This is a genomic window from Candidatus Thermoplasmatota archaeon (assembly GCA_018814355.1).
In the GTDB taxonomy this organism is placed as follows: Archaea; Thermoplasmatota; Thermoplasmata; order UBA10834; family UBA10834; genus COMBO-56-21.
On sequence record JAHIZT010000125.1, the window covers coordinates 1 to 12,932 of the forward strand.

Annotated in this window: 13 protein-coding genes; 5 read left to right on the forward strand and 8 right to left on the reverse strand. The window is 55.2% G+C overall.

Features of this window, described 5'->3' with window-relative positions:
• Positions 1 to 33: 33 nt before the first annotated feature.
• Both KJ653_09555 and KJ653_09560 read right to left on the reverse strand, forming a co-directional pair.
• Complete coding sequence (locus KJ653_09555; GenBank protein MBU0686073.1) at positions 34 to 417, reverse strand: hypothetical protein; 384 nt, start codon at positions 415 to 417, stop codon at positions 34 to 36.
• A gap of 56 nt (positions 418 to 473) precedes the next feature.
• Positions 474 to 1,055 carry a hypothetical protein gene (locus tag KJ653_09560; GenBank protein MBU0686074.1) on the reverse strand — a complete coding sequence of 194 codons (582 nt, stop codon included), beginning with the start codon at positions 1,053 to 1,055 and terminating at the stop codon, positions 474 to 476.
• Positions 1,056 to 1,158: 103 nt separating this feature from the next.
• Between KJ653_09560 and KJ653_09565 the strand changes: the two genes are divergently transcribed.
• The gene (locus tag KJ653_09565; GenBank protein MBU0686075.1) at positions 1,159 to 2,166 is read left to right on the forward strand and encodes a histone deacetylase; all 1,008 of its coding nucleotides are present in this window, start codon (positions 1,159 to 1,161) and stop codon (positions 2,164 to 2,166) included.
• Here the strand turns inward: KJ653_09565 and KJ653_09570 are convergent.
• A complete protein-coding gene (locus KJ653_09570; protein ID MBU0686076.1) occupies positions 2,161 to 3,324 on the reverse strand; it encodes a CBS domain-containing protein in 1,164 nt (387 codons plus the stop codon). The genes KJ653_09565 and KJ653_09570 overlap by 6 nt on opposite strands.
• 252 nt (positions 3,325 to 3,576) lie before the next feature.
• Between KJ653_09570 and pgk the strand changes: the two genes are divergently transcribed.
• A complete protein-coding gene (gene pgk / locus KJ653_09575; GenBank protein ID MBU0686077.1) occupies positions 3,577 to 4,839 on the forward strand; it encodes a phosphoglycerate kinase in 1,263 nt (420 codons plus the stop codon).
• Here pgk and KJ653_09580 read toward each other — a convergent pair.
• The 3 genes from KJ653_09580 to KJ653_09590 are packed head-to-tail and all read right to left on the reverse strand — an operon-like array spanning position 4,836 to position 7,420.
• Positions 4,836 to 5,474 carry an orotate phosphoribosyltransferase-like protein gene (locus KJ653_09580; GenBank protein MBU0686078.1) on the reverse strand — a complete coding sequence of 213 codons (639 nt, stop codon included), beginning with the start codon at positions 5,472 to 5,474 and terminating at the stop codon, positions 4,836 to 4,838. The two genes, pgk and KJ653_09580, sit on opposite strands and share 4 nt — an antisense overlap.
• 35 nt (positions 5,475 to 5,509) lie before the next feature.
• On the reverse strand, positions 5,510 to 6,421 hold the full coding sequence (locus KJ653_09585; protein MBU0686079.1) for a 2-dehydropantoate 2-reductase: 912 nt from the start codon (positions 6,419 to 6,421) through the stop codon (positions 5,510 to 5,512).
• 24 nt (positions 6,422 to 6,445) lie between these two features.
• Complete coding sequence (locus KJ653_09590) at positions 6,446 to 7,420, reverse strand: endonuclease V (protein ID MBU0686080.1); 975 nt, start codon at positions 7,418 to 7,420, stop codon at positions 6,446 to 6,448.
• A 59-nt stretch (positions 7,421 to 7,479) separates the two neighbouring features.
• On the opposite strand from KJ653_09590, the gene KJ653_09595 reads away from it, so the two are divergent.
• Both KJ653_09595 and KJ653_09600 read left to right on the forward strand, forming a co-directional pair.
• Positions 7,480 to 8,505 (forward strand): radical SAM protein, encoded by a 1,026-nt coding sequence (locus tag KJ653_09595; GenBank protein ID MBU0686081.1) that lies wholly within the window; start codon positions 7,480 to 7,482, stop codon positions 8,503 to 8,505.
• A gap of 193 nt (positions 8,506 to 8,698) precedes the next feature.
• Entirely contained in the window at positions 8,699 to 9,556 is an 858-nt protein-coding gene (locus KJ653_09600) for a prepilin peptidase (protein ID MBU0686082.1), read from the forward strand.
• 23 nt (positions 9,557 to 9,579) lie between these two features.
• Here KJ653_09600 and amrS read toward each other — a convergent pair whose 3' ends face one another.
• Entirely contained in the window at positions 9,580 to 10,602 is a 1,023-nt protein-coding gene (gene amrS, locus KJ653_09605) for an AmmeMemoRadiSam system radical SAM enzyme (protein ID MBU0686083.1), read from the reverse strand.
• Positions 10,574 to 11,551, reverse strand: coding sequence for a thiamine-phosphate kinase (thiL, locus tag KJ653_09610; protein ID MBU0686084.1), 978 nt, complete (start codon positions 11,549 to 11,551; stop codon positions 10,574 to 10,576). Before thiL ends, amrS begins: the two co-directional genes overlap by 29 nt.
• 121 nt (positions 11,552 to 11,672) lie before the next feature.
• Here thiL and larA point away from each other — a divergent pair, with 121 nt between their 5' ends.
• Positions 11,673 to 12,932 carry a nickel-dependent lactate racemase gene (gene larA / locus KJ653_09615; GenBank protein ID MBU0686085.1) on the forward strand — a complete coding sequence of 420 codons (1,260 nt, stop codon included), beginning with the start codon at positions 11,673 to 11,675 and terminating at the stop codon, positions 12,930 to 12,932.

Genomic DNA, 12,932 nt, shown 5'->3' on the forward strand with positions numbered 1-12,932 from the left:
ACTGACAACGGCCTCGAAGGAGTTCGTCCGCCTCTAGAATATCGATAACAAGGCTATGTCGGAGTAGCGACTTGCCAGCTCTGCCACGATATAGATGAGAACGACTCCTATCAAGGCTATCACAATCGACGCTAGCCAATCATCGTTGACAGTGAGCTCGTCTACCAACACGAACCTGATCACGATGATCAGCAGAACGAAGGCAAACAACAGTCCGAGCGCTCCAAGATCGAACTGGTCTGCGGCGTCTCTGAAGACAGGTATCACAACAACGGCAATCACGGAAACCAGTAGAACTCTCAAGATGTATGTCCCGCCGGCGGACCAATCCTGACCCACAATTGCCCCGCTTACGTAGAATATCACTGCAGCCAGAAGTATCGCGATCAGGAGTAGGGCAAGCTCTTCGAAACTCATGGAAGCACTGTCAGATATATGGGTCGCTCACAAGATATTACTTTCGACCTTCCGCTTCATTTCTTACGAGGCATCGCCAGTATCTCCCTCACCTGGAAGTTGAAGAACCCGTTCGCGTGAGCCGGTCGCACGACACACGCAGTATCAGCCCCGCTGCTACTGCCGGCTACCGCTATGATCTCGACCTCACCGCAGGGGATTGCCGCATTGTCCGCGGCCATGATGACAATCTCTACACAGACCTTCATCCCGTGCCCGAAAAATGCCCTCAGAGTTTCGGCGATCGTCTCGACCCTTGAGGCCCCTCCGATCTTCTTGTTTATGGACCTCTCGACTCCTGATAGAGCGTGCGTAGCCTGGACAATCCTCGCTCCGGATTTGCGAAGGAACTTCTCGACATCTGCACCCATAATCGACTTGCCCTCCTCCTCAGAGCCGCAGGCCTCTGTCACAATGACCACTTGCACTCCAGCTCCATTCAACCTGGAGAGCATCTTCTTGCCGGTCTCGCCGCTGTCACTCGCGATCACGACATATTTGATATCGCCATTCTTCACTCGCTCTGCAACGATATCTAGCACGGCTTCAGTGTTCTGGCTACCAGGGGCGTCGAAGTACGTTATTGAGGATTTCGACATGTTCTGACCGATTCGAGATGCTCCGGATGAGATAAATGAGTTGCTAGAGTCAGCAATCCGATTGAGATAATCCTTATCTACGCTGAGCTTGCTTCGGGCACTTGTGGCTATCTTCTTCAACGAGGAGTTCCTCAGTCACGTCCAAGATCCTTTCCATCCAGAATCCCCGGAACGCCTCAGTGGCATCATGAACAAGCTGAAGGAGAACGGCCTCTGGAAGGATGTGTTCCCGTCTGAGAAAGGCAGGCTGGAGACGCTCCAGCTTGTCCACGACGAGGACTATATCGACTTCATCAAGACCTGCGGTGAGTGCGCCTTGACCCTGGACACCAAGGTCCATCACGAAACCTACGGCATAGCCGCCCTATCTGCCGAATGCGCGGTCGATGCCGCCAAATACTCTAAGGAGAATAACAAACCGGCCTTTGCGCTGACAAGGCCTCCAGGGCACCACGCAGGGATGGGCTATGGCATGGGCTTCTGCTATTTCAACAACATATCAATCGCCGCCAGATGGTTGCAGAAGCATGGGGACAAGAGGATAGCGATCATCGACGAAGACGTGCACCACGGGAACGGAACGCAGGAAATCGTCACGATGGACCCGAGCATTCTGTACGTATCTACACACCAGGCAGGCATATTTCCAGGCTCGGGCCCCGTAGAGTACGTCGGAAAGGGCGAGGGAGAGGGTTTCAACGTGAACCTCCCATTCCAGTCGGGCTGCGGAGACTCGACCTTCGATGTCGCTTTCAGTGATATGATCAAACCCATAGTCACTCAGTTCAAGCCCGACGCGATACTTGTGAGCTGGGGCATGGATACTCATTATAGAGACACGCTCGCTTCTTTGACTCTGTCCTCTGAAGGACACGTATTTCAGGCTGAGCAGCTCATCAAGCTCTCCAAGATCTGCGGGAACAGGATCACTTTCATGCTCGAGGGAGGGTACGATGTGCCCGCGCTGTCAGAGGTCGTGGCGGGTGCCATAGGAAAGGCCAGAGGCGTTGACGTCCCATTAGAGTTCACCGATATGATTGATAACGGCTGCCTCGGCCGCAACACGATAGTCCGAGCGAAACAGATCCATTCGAAGTATTGGGACCTATAGTTCGGACTTCCTCTTCCTAAGATCCAGGAACTTCTCGTGCTCCCTCTTCACGTTCTTCTCGAGCTGATCGAGCAGGGAATCCATCGTCTTGAACAGGTCCCAGTCAGTGCTGTTCGCGTAGTACATGCTCCTGTCCGTCGTGAGCCTCCCGTGCAGGCTGTACTTGCTCCTGGTGCCTTCGTGGTGGTACACAGAAACGTGAACCGTGAACACGCGCGGGAACTGTATCTTGTCTATCCTCTTCATGGATTTCTCAATCTGGTCGTACATGACTGTATAGATCTCGGGATCCTCTTCGCTCAGACCAGTGATCTGGACATAGACTCCTTCGATCTGCTTGAGGCTGATGATCTGTTCCATGAGGTCGGCCTGAGATACCACACCAACGAGCTTGGCATGCTCTTCCACGAATACCGTTGCAAGACCCCTCTCGGACATAAGCTTGGCAACCTTGCCCGCAGTTTCGCCCGGCGAAACCGATATCGCTGGCTTGCTCATGACGCTCTCGACGGCGATCTCAGGCGCCTCCCTGCCACCCATGATCTCATTGGGACCCTTGTTGGCCTTCTGGGTCCAGAGGACGTCCAATACCTCGTGCATGCTGACCACGCCTACGAGCCTGTTGTCAGCATCAACGACTGGCAAGGATTTCTCCATGAGCCCTTTCATGAGCATCTGCGCCTTGCGTATGTTCTCCTTCTCTGTCACCGCTTGAGGGTTCCTGGTCATGAACTCAGAGACCTTTTTGTCCTTGAGCTGGTCGAGGTCGGGTATGATCTTGATGATGTCAGTCCTGGAGAGGAAGCCGACCATCTTGCTGTTCCTGACGACGGGCGCGCCCCTTACGCCAGCTGCCATCATCTCTTGGACGGCGCTCGTGATCGCCATGTCTTCCTCGAGCCTTGGGACAGGTCTCATGACCTGCTCGACCTTGGAGGAAAGCGGAAGGCTCCTCCTCATTAGGAATGATGAATAGCTGACGAGTCCAACAGGCTTGTCCCCATCCAAAACGGGGACCTCCCTGACATGGAGTCTCTTCATCTGAGCGATCACATCGGAGAGCGTGTCTCCCTTGGTCGCGGTCACTGGAGCACTGCTCATTATGTCCTTGACGAACAGCTGGTTGATGTCCATTCCCTTCAAATCAAACACATCCAATCAGGATCCTGCGGTGCAAAAACACGGCCGAATTCCATTTCTTTTCTGCTAAGTCATTTCCCTATCTAAATACTTTCCATTGGATTGTCAGGCTCGGTAGCCATATATATCGAACACTCAATCTGGGAGAACAGGGAAACCCTTTCCGAATGCCGGGCGCTCGCCTATGCGCCGGGGGATGGTAATCTGGAAGACAACTCCGACGACTCTAGTTGTATTCGCCAGGTACTCTCTCCAGAGGAGAAGGGGTTGATGGGGAGAGATCTGGGACCTGGTTCTAGGACCGTTAGCGGGATGGGGTTCCACACGCTCGACGATTTTGATTTGCGGGGGAGAAGGGTCGTCCTGAGGATAGATATCAACTCTCCGGTGGACGAGAAGACTCTGAGGCTCCAGGACGGCTCCAAGATCAAGTCCTCCGTTCCTACGATCCGGGAGCTCGTTGATAGAGGGGCCAAGGTTGCCATCATAGCACACCAGGGCCGACCCGGGGACTACGACTACATACCGTTGAACGAGCATGCAGCGTACCTGAGCCAGTATCTCGGCAGAAGGGTGCGCTTCATCGACGATCTCATGGGGAAGCACGCAGCGAACGCAATAGTCGCCCTTGGTGAGGGCGAGGCGATACTTCTGAGGAACGTCAGGGATTTCCCTGGCGAACAGACGAAGAAGACCCCGGAGGAACATGCCGAATCGGCCCTGGTCAAGGCGCTTGCCCCACAGTTCAACCTGTTCGTCAACGACGCATTCGGCTCATCTCACCGGTCGCATGCATCCCTTGTGGGATTCACGCCTATCCTGCCTTCAGCTGCCGGGCGGCTGATGGAGCGAGAGGTGAAAACCCTAACCCAGGTGTTCCAGAATCCAAAGAGGCCCTCGACCTTCATTTTTGGAGGGACGAAGTTCGCGGACGCGCTTCCCGTTATCGAGAGACTCTCCGAACGCGAGTCGGTCGACAACATCATTGTGGCTGGACTTGCGGGCTATGCCTTCCTCTACACCCTCGGGAAGAGAATCGGGTCGAAAACCGAGGCCCTCGTGAAAAAGGACGTGACCGACGAGGTCGTTGCAGGCGCAAAGAAGTTGCTCGAGACCAAGGGGCGAAAGCTGCACCTGCCCGACGACGCTGCGATCGATGTCGACGGTCAGAGAGTCGAGTACACGCTTAGCGAGTTGCCGGCAGATGCTGCTATCAAGGATATCGGCTCGTCCACAATCGAGAAGTTCAACGGGATAGTCATGGGTTCGAAGACCGTGTTCCTCTCAGGACCGCCAGGAGTCTATGAGAAAGAGGAGTTCTCCAAGGGGACCGCGATGCTGTTCAGCGCGATAGTGGATTCCGAGGCGTTCTCCGTCATCGGGGGCGGCCACTCGTCTGCAGCGGCCAACAAGTTCGGCTTCATAGACAAGATATCCTATGTGAGCACTGGAGGAGGCGCCCTCGAGAGGCTAATGCTGGGCAAGCACATGCCCGTGGTAGAGGCGCTCAAGGCTTCGGCGAAGAAGTTCTAGCTGTAAGGGAAGCCTTTGCTAGCCCCACCGCCCAAGATGGTCCCGCCGATGGACCTGGCCCTGATGAGACCACGAAGCGGCACGCCGTCTATCTCGTTCATGCTGCTCTTGTTGACGATGACCAATACGAGCACCGGCTCCCCGCCAGCCTCCTTGATGTCCGCAATCGCACCCTTGATGGTAGCGCCTGTGCTTAGCACGTCATCCACTATGATGATCTTCTTCTTGCCGTCAACGGATGCGAAATTGGAGCTGAAAGCTCCGCCCGCATCGCTCTCTGCGTGAGGTCTGTAGACCCCTATGTCGAGGCCCATGATCTCTGAGAGCATCGTTGCGAAGGGCACGCCATTAATTGACACGCCTAGAACGACATCTGCATCCTTATCGCGCTTGCTCAGCTCCTCTAGCGCCATGTCCGCCAGGAGCTCTGACATTAGGCCAACGCGGTACCCTGAGACGCCCACCGACCTCCAGCCGATCTTGACATCGGACGGGGGCAGGCCCTCTGAACCGTACTCGATCAGGTAGTTGACCGTGTCAAGGGACAGGTGAAGCTCATCTGCGATCTCGCGTACGCCCAGGCCTTTCTTCCTGAGCACTTTGGCGTTGGCTGCCAATTCTCTTACGTCAACCATCTTATCACGGCTCGGAAATGCGTCATGTCACGATATTAACCTTTCTGCGTTGCGGACTGGGTCTCGAGGGCATTCACCATGGCAGCCAGGCACTTGTTGAGCGGGGTCGTGACGCCGTTCTCCTCGCCCTTCTGCCAGAATACGCCGCTTATCTGGTCGATCTCCGTCTTGCGGCCTCGCGCGATGTCTTGAAGCATGCTAGATCTGTTGTCCGCAGTGTCCTTAGCCACTGCGCGCACGCATGCATTCATCGTTCTCAGTACCAGTTCGAAGCCTTCCGAAGCGGCGATGGCCACACATTCTCTACAGACTTCGGACATGAGCTTTGAAATCACTGTGCTCTCAAGCAGCCGCCCGTTCTGTATCCGAAGCACGGCGGTGAGAGGGTTGATGCATGCGCTTACGACCGCCTTCGACCATATCACAGACATCACATCCTTCTCGACGGCTGTCGGGATACCGCACGATGAAAACGCGGCGGCAATCTCGTCGGCGCCTCTGGGATTGAGGTCCGCGCCTATTATGGTCCTGCCTAGCCCTGATACCTTGACCTTTCCGGGCGAATCGAGGACAGCGCCCATGGTCGTAGTCCCGCCGAACGCATGCGCTCCTTTCCATTCCCTAAGGAGTTCGAGATTTCCCAGGCCGTTTTGGAGCGTCAATACCTTGGTATGTTCTGTCGTCAGGCGCTTGCATTCAGATACCGCCTCCATAGTGTCATACGCTTTCGTGGCAATGATTAGAAGATCGGGGCGGTTCGAACCCACCACCGATTCGCGCGCCTCTAGTCGAACAAGTCTCTTGACATCGCCGAGCAACCGCAGACCGCTGTTGTTGACCGTATCGATATGAGGTCTCCTGCCTATCAGGATCACTTCGTGCTCGGTGGACAGGATGCCTCCCAGGGCGCTCCCGAGCGAGCCCGCACCGAATATGCATATGCGCATCAAGCGTTGATGACTGACTAGCGCCTATTTGTGGTTTGTTCTGAACCTGGCGATCTCAGCCACGAGGTGTGCCACACGGGTCGGCTCAGGGATCCTATGCTTGAGGAATCTCACCGCTATATCCCTGGCCTGCTCAGGGGATACCTTGTGGCCCGCAGAGACATAGACGGGGTTGCTGTTGGTCCCTCCAACAACTGCGTAGCCTAGGACACGGCCATCCTGAACGACCTCTCTGGCGCGACCCGATGACCGCCATGAGACTGTGCCGCACAGGAGCTTCTTGGCAACCCCGACTGCGGGAACATTGAACACCACGCCGACTTGGCTAGTGATTCCGAAGCCCTCGGGGTGAAGGATGCCGTTGCCATCATACATCAACACAGTCGTGGGATCCACGCGCTTCATGAGCGGATTGATAATAGGCATTTCCCTGAAAGCCAGGTAGGTCGGGATGTACGGGAACTTCGCGTCGCCCTCCACCACGATCCTATCCGTCTCCTCTCCAGATTCGTAGTCGAATGTGACCATGGCTGCGTACGCGTGCTCGTCTTTGTAGGCAATGTCCATGCCTGCAACCTGCCCTATCCTGCCCTTGAACTCATCTAGAGTGAGGTGATTCTTCAAGCTCGTCTGCAGCCTCCTCAGCTTTTTGAGCGGATAGGTCGTTTTGAAGTCCTTGAAAAGGACTTGCCCAAGATTGACAACTTTCCAGTCTGAGATCTCCGTGCCCTCTTTCCTAAGGAGCATGGCCTTCTTCTCGGGGCCACCGCCCGTGTACCCCCCAACATAGCCGTCTGACTGGACGACTCTCCTGCATGGCACCCTGACGATGTCATCGTTCCTGCTCATCGCGAGTCCAACGAACCTGCTGGCCACGATGTCTCCGAGTGCCTTCGCCACCTCGCCATACGTGGTCACCTTACCTTCAGGCACCTGCGCGACCAGGTCGTAGGTTGCTTTCCAGAGATCTGGGATGCCTTCCAAGGATTCGGATCGCATCGCGTCGACCAACCGCTCATGAAAGTATTAAATGTGCGCAGGCACAACTACGATTCTGAATGCCCGGTCATGCGCTCTCGAACTACTACAGAATCCTCGACGGCGAAGATACTGCGAAGTATCTCAGGACTAAGGAGCACATTGTCGCGGTCGACCTCACTGACAACGAACATGAGATATGGAGCATGCATGACTCCGCGCTCTTGAGAGAGGCGCAGACTTTCGAAGGGATTTCATTCCTGGACTTGAAGATGGATCTCGCGCACAGGATGCTCGACAGCTGCAACCTATGCGAGCGCAGGTGCGGAGCCAAGAGAAGTGCTGGAGAGAAAGGACATTGCGGAGTCATCGAGCCCAGGATCAGCAGCGAGTTCATACACATGGGAGAGGAACCTGATCTTGTGCCTTCCTACACGATATTCTTCTCGGGGTGCACCTTCGAATGTGTCTTCTGCCAAAACTGGGACATCAGCACGAAGCCTACTTCAGGGATTCAGATGAGCGCAGACATGGTAGCGCGAATGATCGAAGACAAGGTTGCGAGCAAGTATCCAAGCAGTCAGAGGTTGAGGATCGCGCATTTCGCCAGGAACGTGAATTGGGTTGGAGGAGACCCCACTTCGAACCTGCCGTTCATCCTAGAGGTCCTCAGAGAATGCAGCGCGAACATCCCGCAGGTCTGGAACTCCAACATGTACCTGACTGAGGAGTCCTTGAAGCTGCTGGATGGCGTGATTGACGTTTACCTTACGGATTTCAAGTACGGCAATGATAAGTGCGCACTCAGACTGTCAAACGCGCCTGATTACATGAGAATCGTCGGAAGGAATCACCGACTTGCAAGAGCTCAGGCCGAGATGATCATAAGGCATCTCGTCCTGCCAGGTCATGTGGAATGCTGCAGCCGACCAATCCTGAATTGGATAGCGAAGAACCTGAGCGATGTCAAGGTGAATGTGATGGCGCAGTACAGACCGGCACACAGAGCAAAAGGATTCAAGGAAATTGACAGACCACTAACGATGTCCGAGTACAGGAGGGCGGTAGAAATCGCGGACGGTCTCGGACTCGATCTGTGCGATTAAGTGAGTTACTTCGTAATCTCCTTCATGATGACTGAACGCCGGGGACAGGGCAACCTAACCAAGGGGAGTGACTCAACCCTTTCGGAAAACCTTCTGGCTGACTCCGAAACGACGCTCCGAATCTAGAACATCTTAAGTACGCTCATTGTCATCCATTCGCGTGGACTCCTCGGAGACTTTATCACTCTTAAGATTGGCTCCGGCCATCATTGTCCTCACCTACGCCTCCGTGTTGGACTGGCGGACGCGAAGGGTTCCGAACACATACTGGATAGCTCTTTCGTTGGTCGGGCTGGCTCTCATCCCAATCCAGCTGCTAGTCGATGACCAGGATCTCAAGTTCCTTCTCATCATGGTCCCAATCCTGGTGATTCTGTCAGATGTGTATTGGGGCTCAGAGGAGGGCCCCCTGGCGAAGTACATGCCAGTCGCCAAGTATGCCGTAGCGGTAGTAGCCATCGTCGCTCTGGCATACCTTTGGGGGACTGACGAATACTTCCAGCATTTCCTCGCGGTGCCCATAATGATGCTCCTCATCGTGGTCATGTACATGCTCGATGTGATCCGCGGAGGCGCAGACGCCAAGGCGCTCCTTTCGCTATCGATCTTGTTCCCTTTCTATCCAGCCCTTGGATCATTTCCAATCCTGCACAGCGACGCCCCGTCAGCCGAGATCATCTTCCCTTTCTCTTTCGTCATTCTCATCACCGCAGCTGTCGTGGTCGTCCTTCTTCCTCTGGGGTTTCTTGCAAAGAACCTCGCATCGAGGGATTTCCAATTCCCCCTAGCATTCCTGGGTTACAGGATGGAGAGCGCGGAAATCGCGAGGAGCCATGTCTGGCTCATGGAGAGGATCCAGGATGGGAGGCACGTCACCAGCACGAGGACCAGGAGGGATGAGGACCTGGGCAAGGAGGTGAAGGCACTGTCCGAAGCTGGATACAAGAGAATCTGGGTCACCCCTAAGATACCATTCATTGTGCCGATGACAGCAAGCATTATCCTGTCAGCTGTCATAGGCAACTGGCTGCTTTGCCTTTTTCCGTTTTGATGAACGATCGGTTCAACAGAGAATCATACTACAATGTTCAGCTCGGTCCCACACTTCCCGCACTTGCTTCCCACAAGGTTCGTAGAACGGACCGAGAAACCCTCCCTGTCAATGACCTTCACGCCACATTTGGGGCAGAAGGTGTCATCCCTATCCCCTGCGTAAACGTTCCCTAGATAGACGAATTCGAGGCCCGCCTTCGTCGCGATGTCATAGGCTTGAGAGAGGACCTTGTCCGACGTCCGCGGAACGCTGGTGAGCTTGAAGTCCGGGTGGAACGCAGAGAAGTGCACCGGTATGTGCGGGCCAAGAGAGTCGACTACCCATCTGTCGAATTTGTTCATCTCGTCCGGTGAGTCATTGTGCTCGGGGATGACGAGATAAGTGAGCTCGACATGTATCCCCAGTTCGACGGCGACCTCGCATGCTCTGAGGACGGGCGCCAGCTTCCCGCCGCATATCTCCTTGTAAAACCCCTCGGTGAAAGCCTTGACATCGATGTTCATCGCGTCTATCACGCCCTTCAGCTCCCGCAGAGGCTCCTCCTGGATGAACCCGTTCGTCACATAGTTCGCCTTGAGTCCGGCCCTATGTGCCGCCTTTGACGCAACCGTTGTGAACTCGTGCCAGATGGTCGGTTCGTTGTATGTCCATGAAACAGAGGTGGCGCCCGAGGACCGGGCATACCGAACGACATCATCAGGCGTTATCTCGGTGAGATCGAAAGCGCCGGCTTTCGCCCTCGAGATAGAGAAGTTTTGGCAGTGTTGACAGAACAGGTTGCATCCGACGCTGCCGAACGAAATCGAGGTGCTTCCCGGGAGGAAATGGAACAAGGGTTTCTTCTCGATGGGATCTGGATGTATCGATGAGGCCAGCCCGTAGATCAGCGAGTAGAGCTTCCCAGACATGTGCTCCCTCACACCGCACAATCCTCGCTTGCCGTCCGCTATCAGGCACGAATGAGGGCAGAGGCTGCATCTGACTCGGTCGCCCTCCATCGAGTAGAAACGCGCTTCATGGCTGGCGTGTTCGGAAATGCTCATAACCGAGGTTCTCCAGCTTCTCCCGCGTCCCGTTGTCTATCAGGATGTTCTCCTCTCCACTGGTGACCTTGCCGATAACGGTCATCGGGCAGCCGCACTCCTTGGAGAGTTCGGCGAGATCGTTCTCGGCCTCCCGCTTGATAGTGAACAGAAGCTCAAAGTCGTCCCCGAAGTTGAGCACGAGATCTTTCTGCCGTTCAAGGTCGTGGAACGCCAAGTCGACCTCCTTGGCCTTCGGTACCTTGGCATAGTCGATTTCGTATGTCATGCCGGAGTTTCTAGACATTTCGAAAATCGAAGTGGACAGTCCGTCGGAGATGTCCATGCATGATGTCACGAACCCTGACGCGCTCATCGCCATGCCCTCCTTCACTCTCGGCCATGGCCTCTTCAGAGCATCCTCAGCTTCCTTCAGGTTCAGCGCTTTCTTAATGGAGTAGAATCCCGCGCCGGCTTTGCCCAGACTGCCTGTGACGGCAATCAAGTCGCCCGACTTGGCTCCCTTCCGCAACAGGATCCCCTTCTTTGAGACCACTCCGAGGGCAGTTCCGCATAGCACGAGATCGTCGTGCTCCTTCGTGTCTCCACCAACTATGCTCGTGTTGAATCTGCGGGCGCAATCGTTCATCCCATCGACCATCTGCTCGATGAACTCAATCGGATGGCCTCTGGTGATGCCAATCGCGGTTACGAGGCCAAGCGGCGTCCCGCCCATCGCAGCTATGTCGCTCAAATTGACCGCAATGATGGACCATCCGATGTCGTACGGACCTATCCCCTTAGGCATGTGCGCCTTTGTCACCATCATGTCGGTCGTGACAAGCAGGAACTGGTCACCCATATCGATGGCGGCACAGTCATCTCCGGGGCCGATGGTGGCGTCGCTCTTGATGATCTTCTCGATGATCCTTATGGTCTCCCGTTCGCCCAGCGTGCCGAGGGTCTTCATGGTCAATACAGATTCTCAACGGCCTAATAAGCCTTTTCAGGGACTCGGACTTGTCTGCCTTCCCCCCGTGCTACGCCTTAACATAATATACGGGAATTCCCATTCCAGCCCGGTTGTCTAAATGCGCATTGAAGTCCCGTACGGGGGAGGCAAGGAGATCGTGGAGGTTCCGGATGAGAACCTCGGCGAGATCGTCTACCAGAAGGAGGTGAAGGCAGACGACAAGGTCCAGATAATCCTGGACGCTGTGAAAAAGCCCCTGAAATCGCCCTCGCTCCAGGAGTTCCTGAAGGATGCGAAGGATGTGTCGATAATTGTCAATGATGCTACCAGACCGACACCCACCTCGAGGATAATATCCGCAATACTCCCGTTCCTGATTGGGAAGAGAGTGCGATACGTCGTCGCGACAGGCATGCACCGGGCTCCGACAGAGGAGGAGTACCAGTACATCTTCGGGGACCTGTATCCGCAAATCAAGAACGATGTGTTCACCCACGACGCCAAGAACAGCGAAACCGTCCTCCTCGGGAAGTCGAAGAACGGGACCCCCTTGAGATTCAACAAGATGGTCGTGGAATCGGATAGGATAGTAGTCATCAGCAGCGTCGAGCCTCACTACTTCGCCGGATACACTGGCGGCAGGAAATCGTTCCTACCAGGGGTATCGGCCTATGAGACTATCGAAGCGAACCACAAGCTCGCGCTGAGCATCAAGGCGCAATCCCTCAAGCTGGAGGGAAACCCGGTCGCCGAGGACATGGAGGACGCCATGAGAGCCTTGGCGCATAAGAGGATATTCTCAATCATGGTCGTCCTCGACAAGAATCACCGCACATGCTTTGCCTTTGCTGGAGACCTTCACGAATCCTGGAGAAAGGCGACCAGGATGGCAGATGACGTCTTCGTCATCAACCTCAAGAGCAAATCTGACATCGTCGTTGCGGTCACAGCTTTCCCGTACGATATCGACCTGTATCAGTCTCAGAAGGCCTTGGACAACGCGAAATACGCCGTCCGGGATGGTGGGGTCATAATCCTTGTGAGCGCGTGCAGGGAAGGAGTCGGCCCGCCCAACTTCTTGGAACTCCTGGGGAGCGCGGGCACGCCAAAGGAGGCACTGGACAAGATCGCCCAGGGATACAAACTGGGATATCATAAGGCCGCAAAGATGGCAGAGATAGGCTTGAAGTGCAGGATGCTTGCAGTCACTAGGCTCGATCCAGGAACCGCAAGAAAGGCGCACCTTACGCCCGTAAGTACTCTACAAGAAGCCGTGGACCTGTCAATACGTGATCTCGGGCCCAAGTCCAAGGTCACGTTTATTATGGACGCTGTGATTACGGTTCCGAGGGTCCAGGGCACACAGCCAACCCCATGA

Coding starts and splice junctions, on each gene's coding strand:
- KJ653_09555 (MBU0686073.1), bottom strand. CDS start 417: ATGAGTTTCGAAGAGCTTGCCCTACTCCTGATCGCGATACTTCTGGCT.
- KJ653_09560 (MBU0686074.1), bottom strand. CDS start 1,055: ATGTCGAAATCCTCAATAACGTACTTCGACGCCCCTGGTAGCCAGAAC.
- pgk (MBU0686077.1), top strand. CDS start 3,577: ATGGGGAGAGATCTGGGACCTGGTTCTAGGACCGTTAGCGGGATGGGG.
- KJ653_09580 (MBU0686078.1), bottom strand. CDS start 5,474: ATGGTTGACGTAAGAGAATTGGCAGCCAACGCCAAAGTGCTCAGGAAG.
- KJ653_09585 (MBU0686079.1), bottom strand. CDS start 6,421: ATGCGCATATGCATATTCGGTGCGGGCTCGCTCGGGAGCGCCCTGGGA.
- KJ653_09590 (MBU0686080.1), bottom strand. CDS start 7,420: ATGCGATCCGAATCCTTGGAAGGCATCCCAGATCTCTGGAAAGCAACC.
- KJ653_09595 (MBU0686081.1), top strand. CDS start 7,480: ATGCCCGGTCATGCGCTCTCGAACTACTACAGAATCCTCGACGGCGAA.
- amrS (MBU0686083.1), bottom strand. CDS start 10,602: ATGAGCATTTCCGAACACGCCAGCCATGAAGCGCGTTTCTACTCGATG.
- thiL (MBU0686084.1), bottom strand. CDS start 11,551: ATGAAGACCCTCGGCACGCTGGGCGAACGGGAGACCATAAGGATCATC.
- larA (MBU0686085.1), top strand. CDS start 11,673: ATGCGCATTGAAGTCCCGTACGGGGGAGGCAAGGAGATCGTGGAGGTT.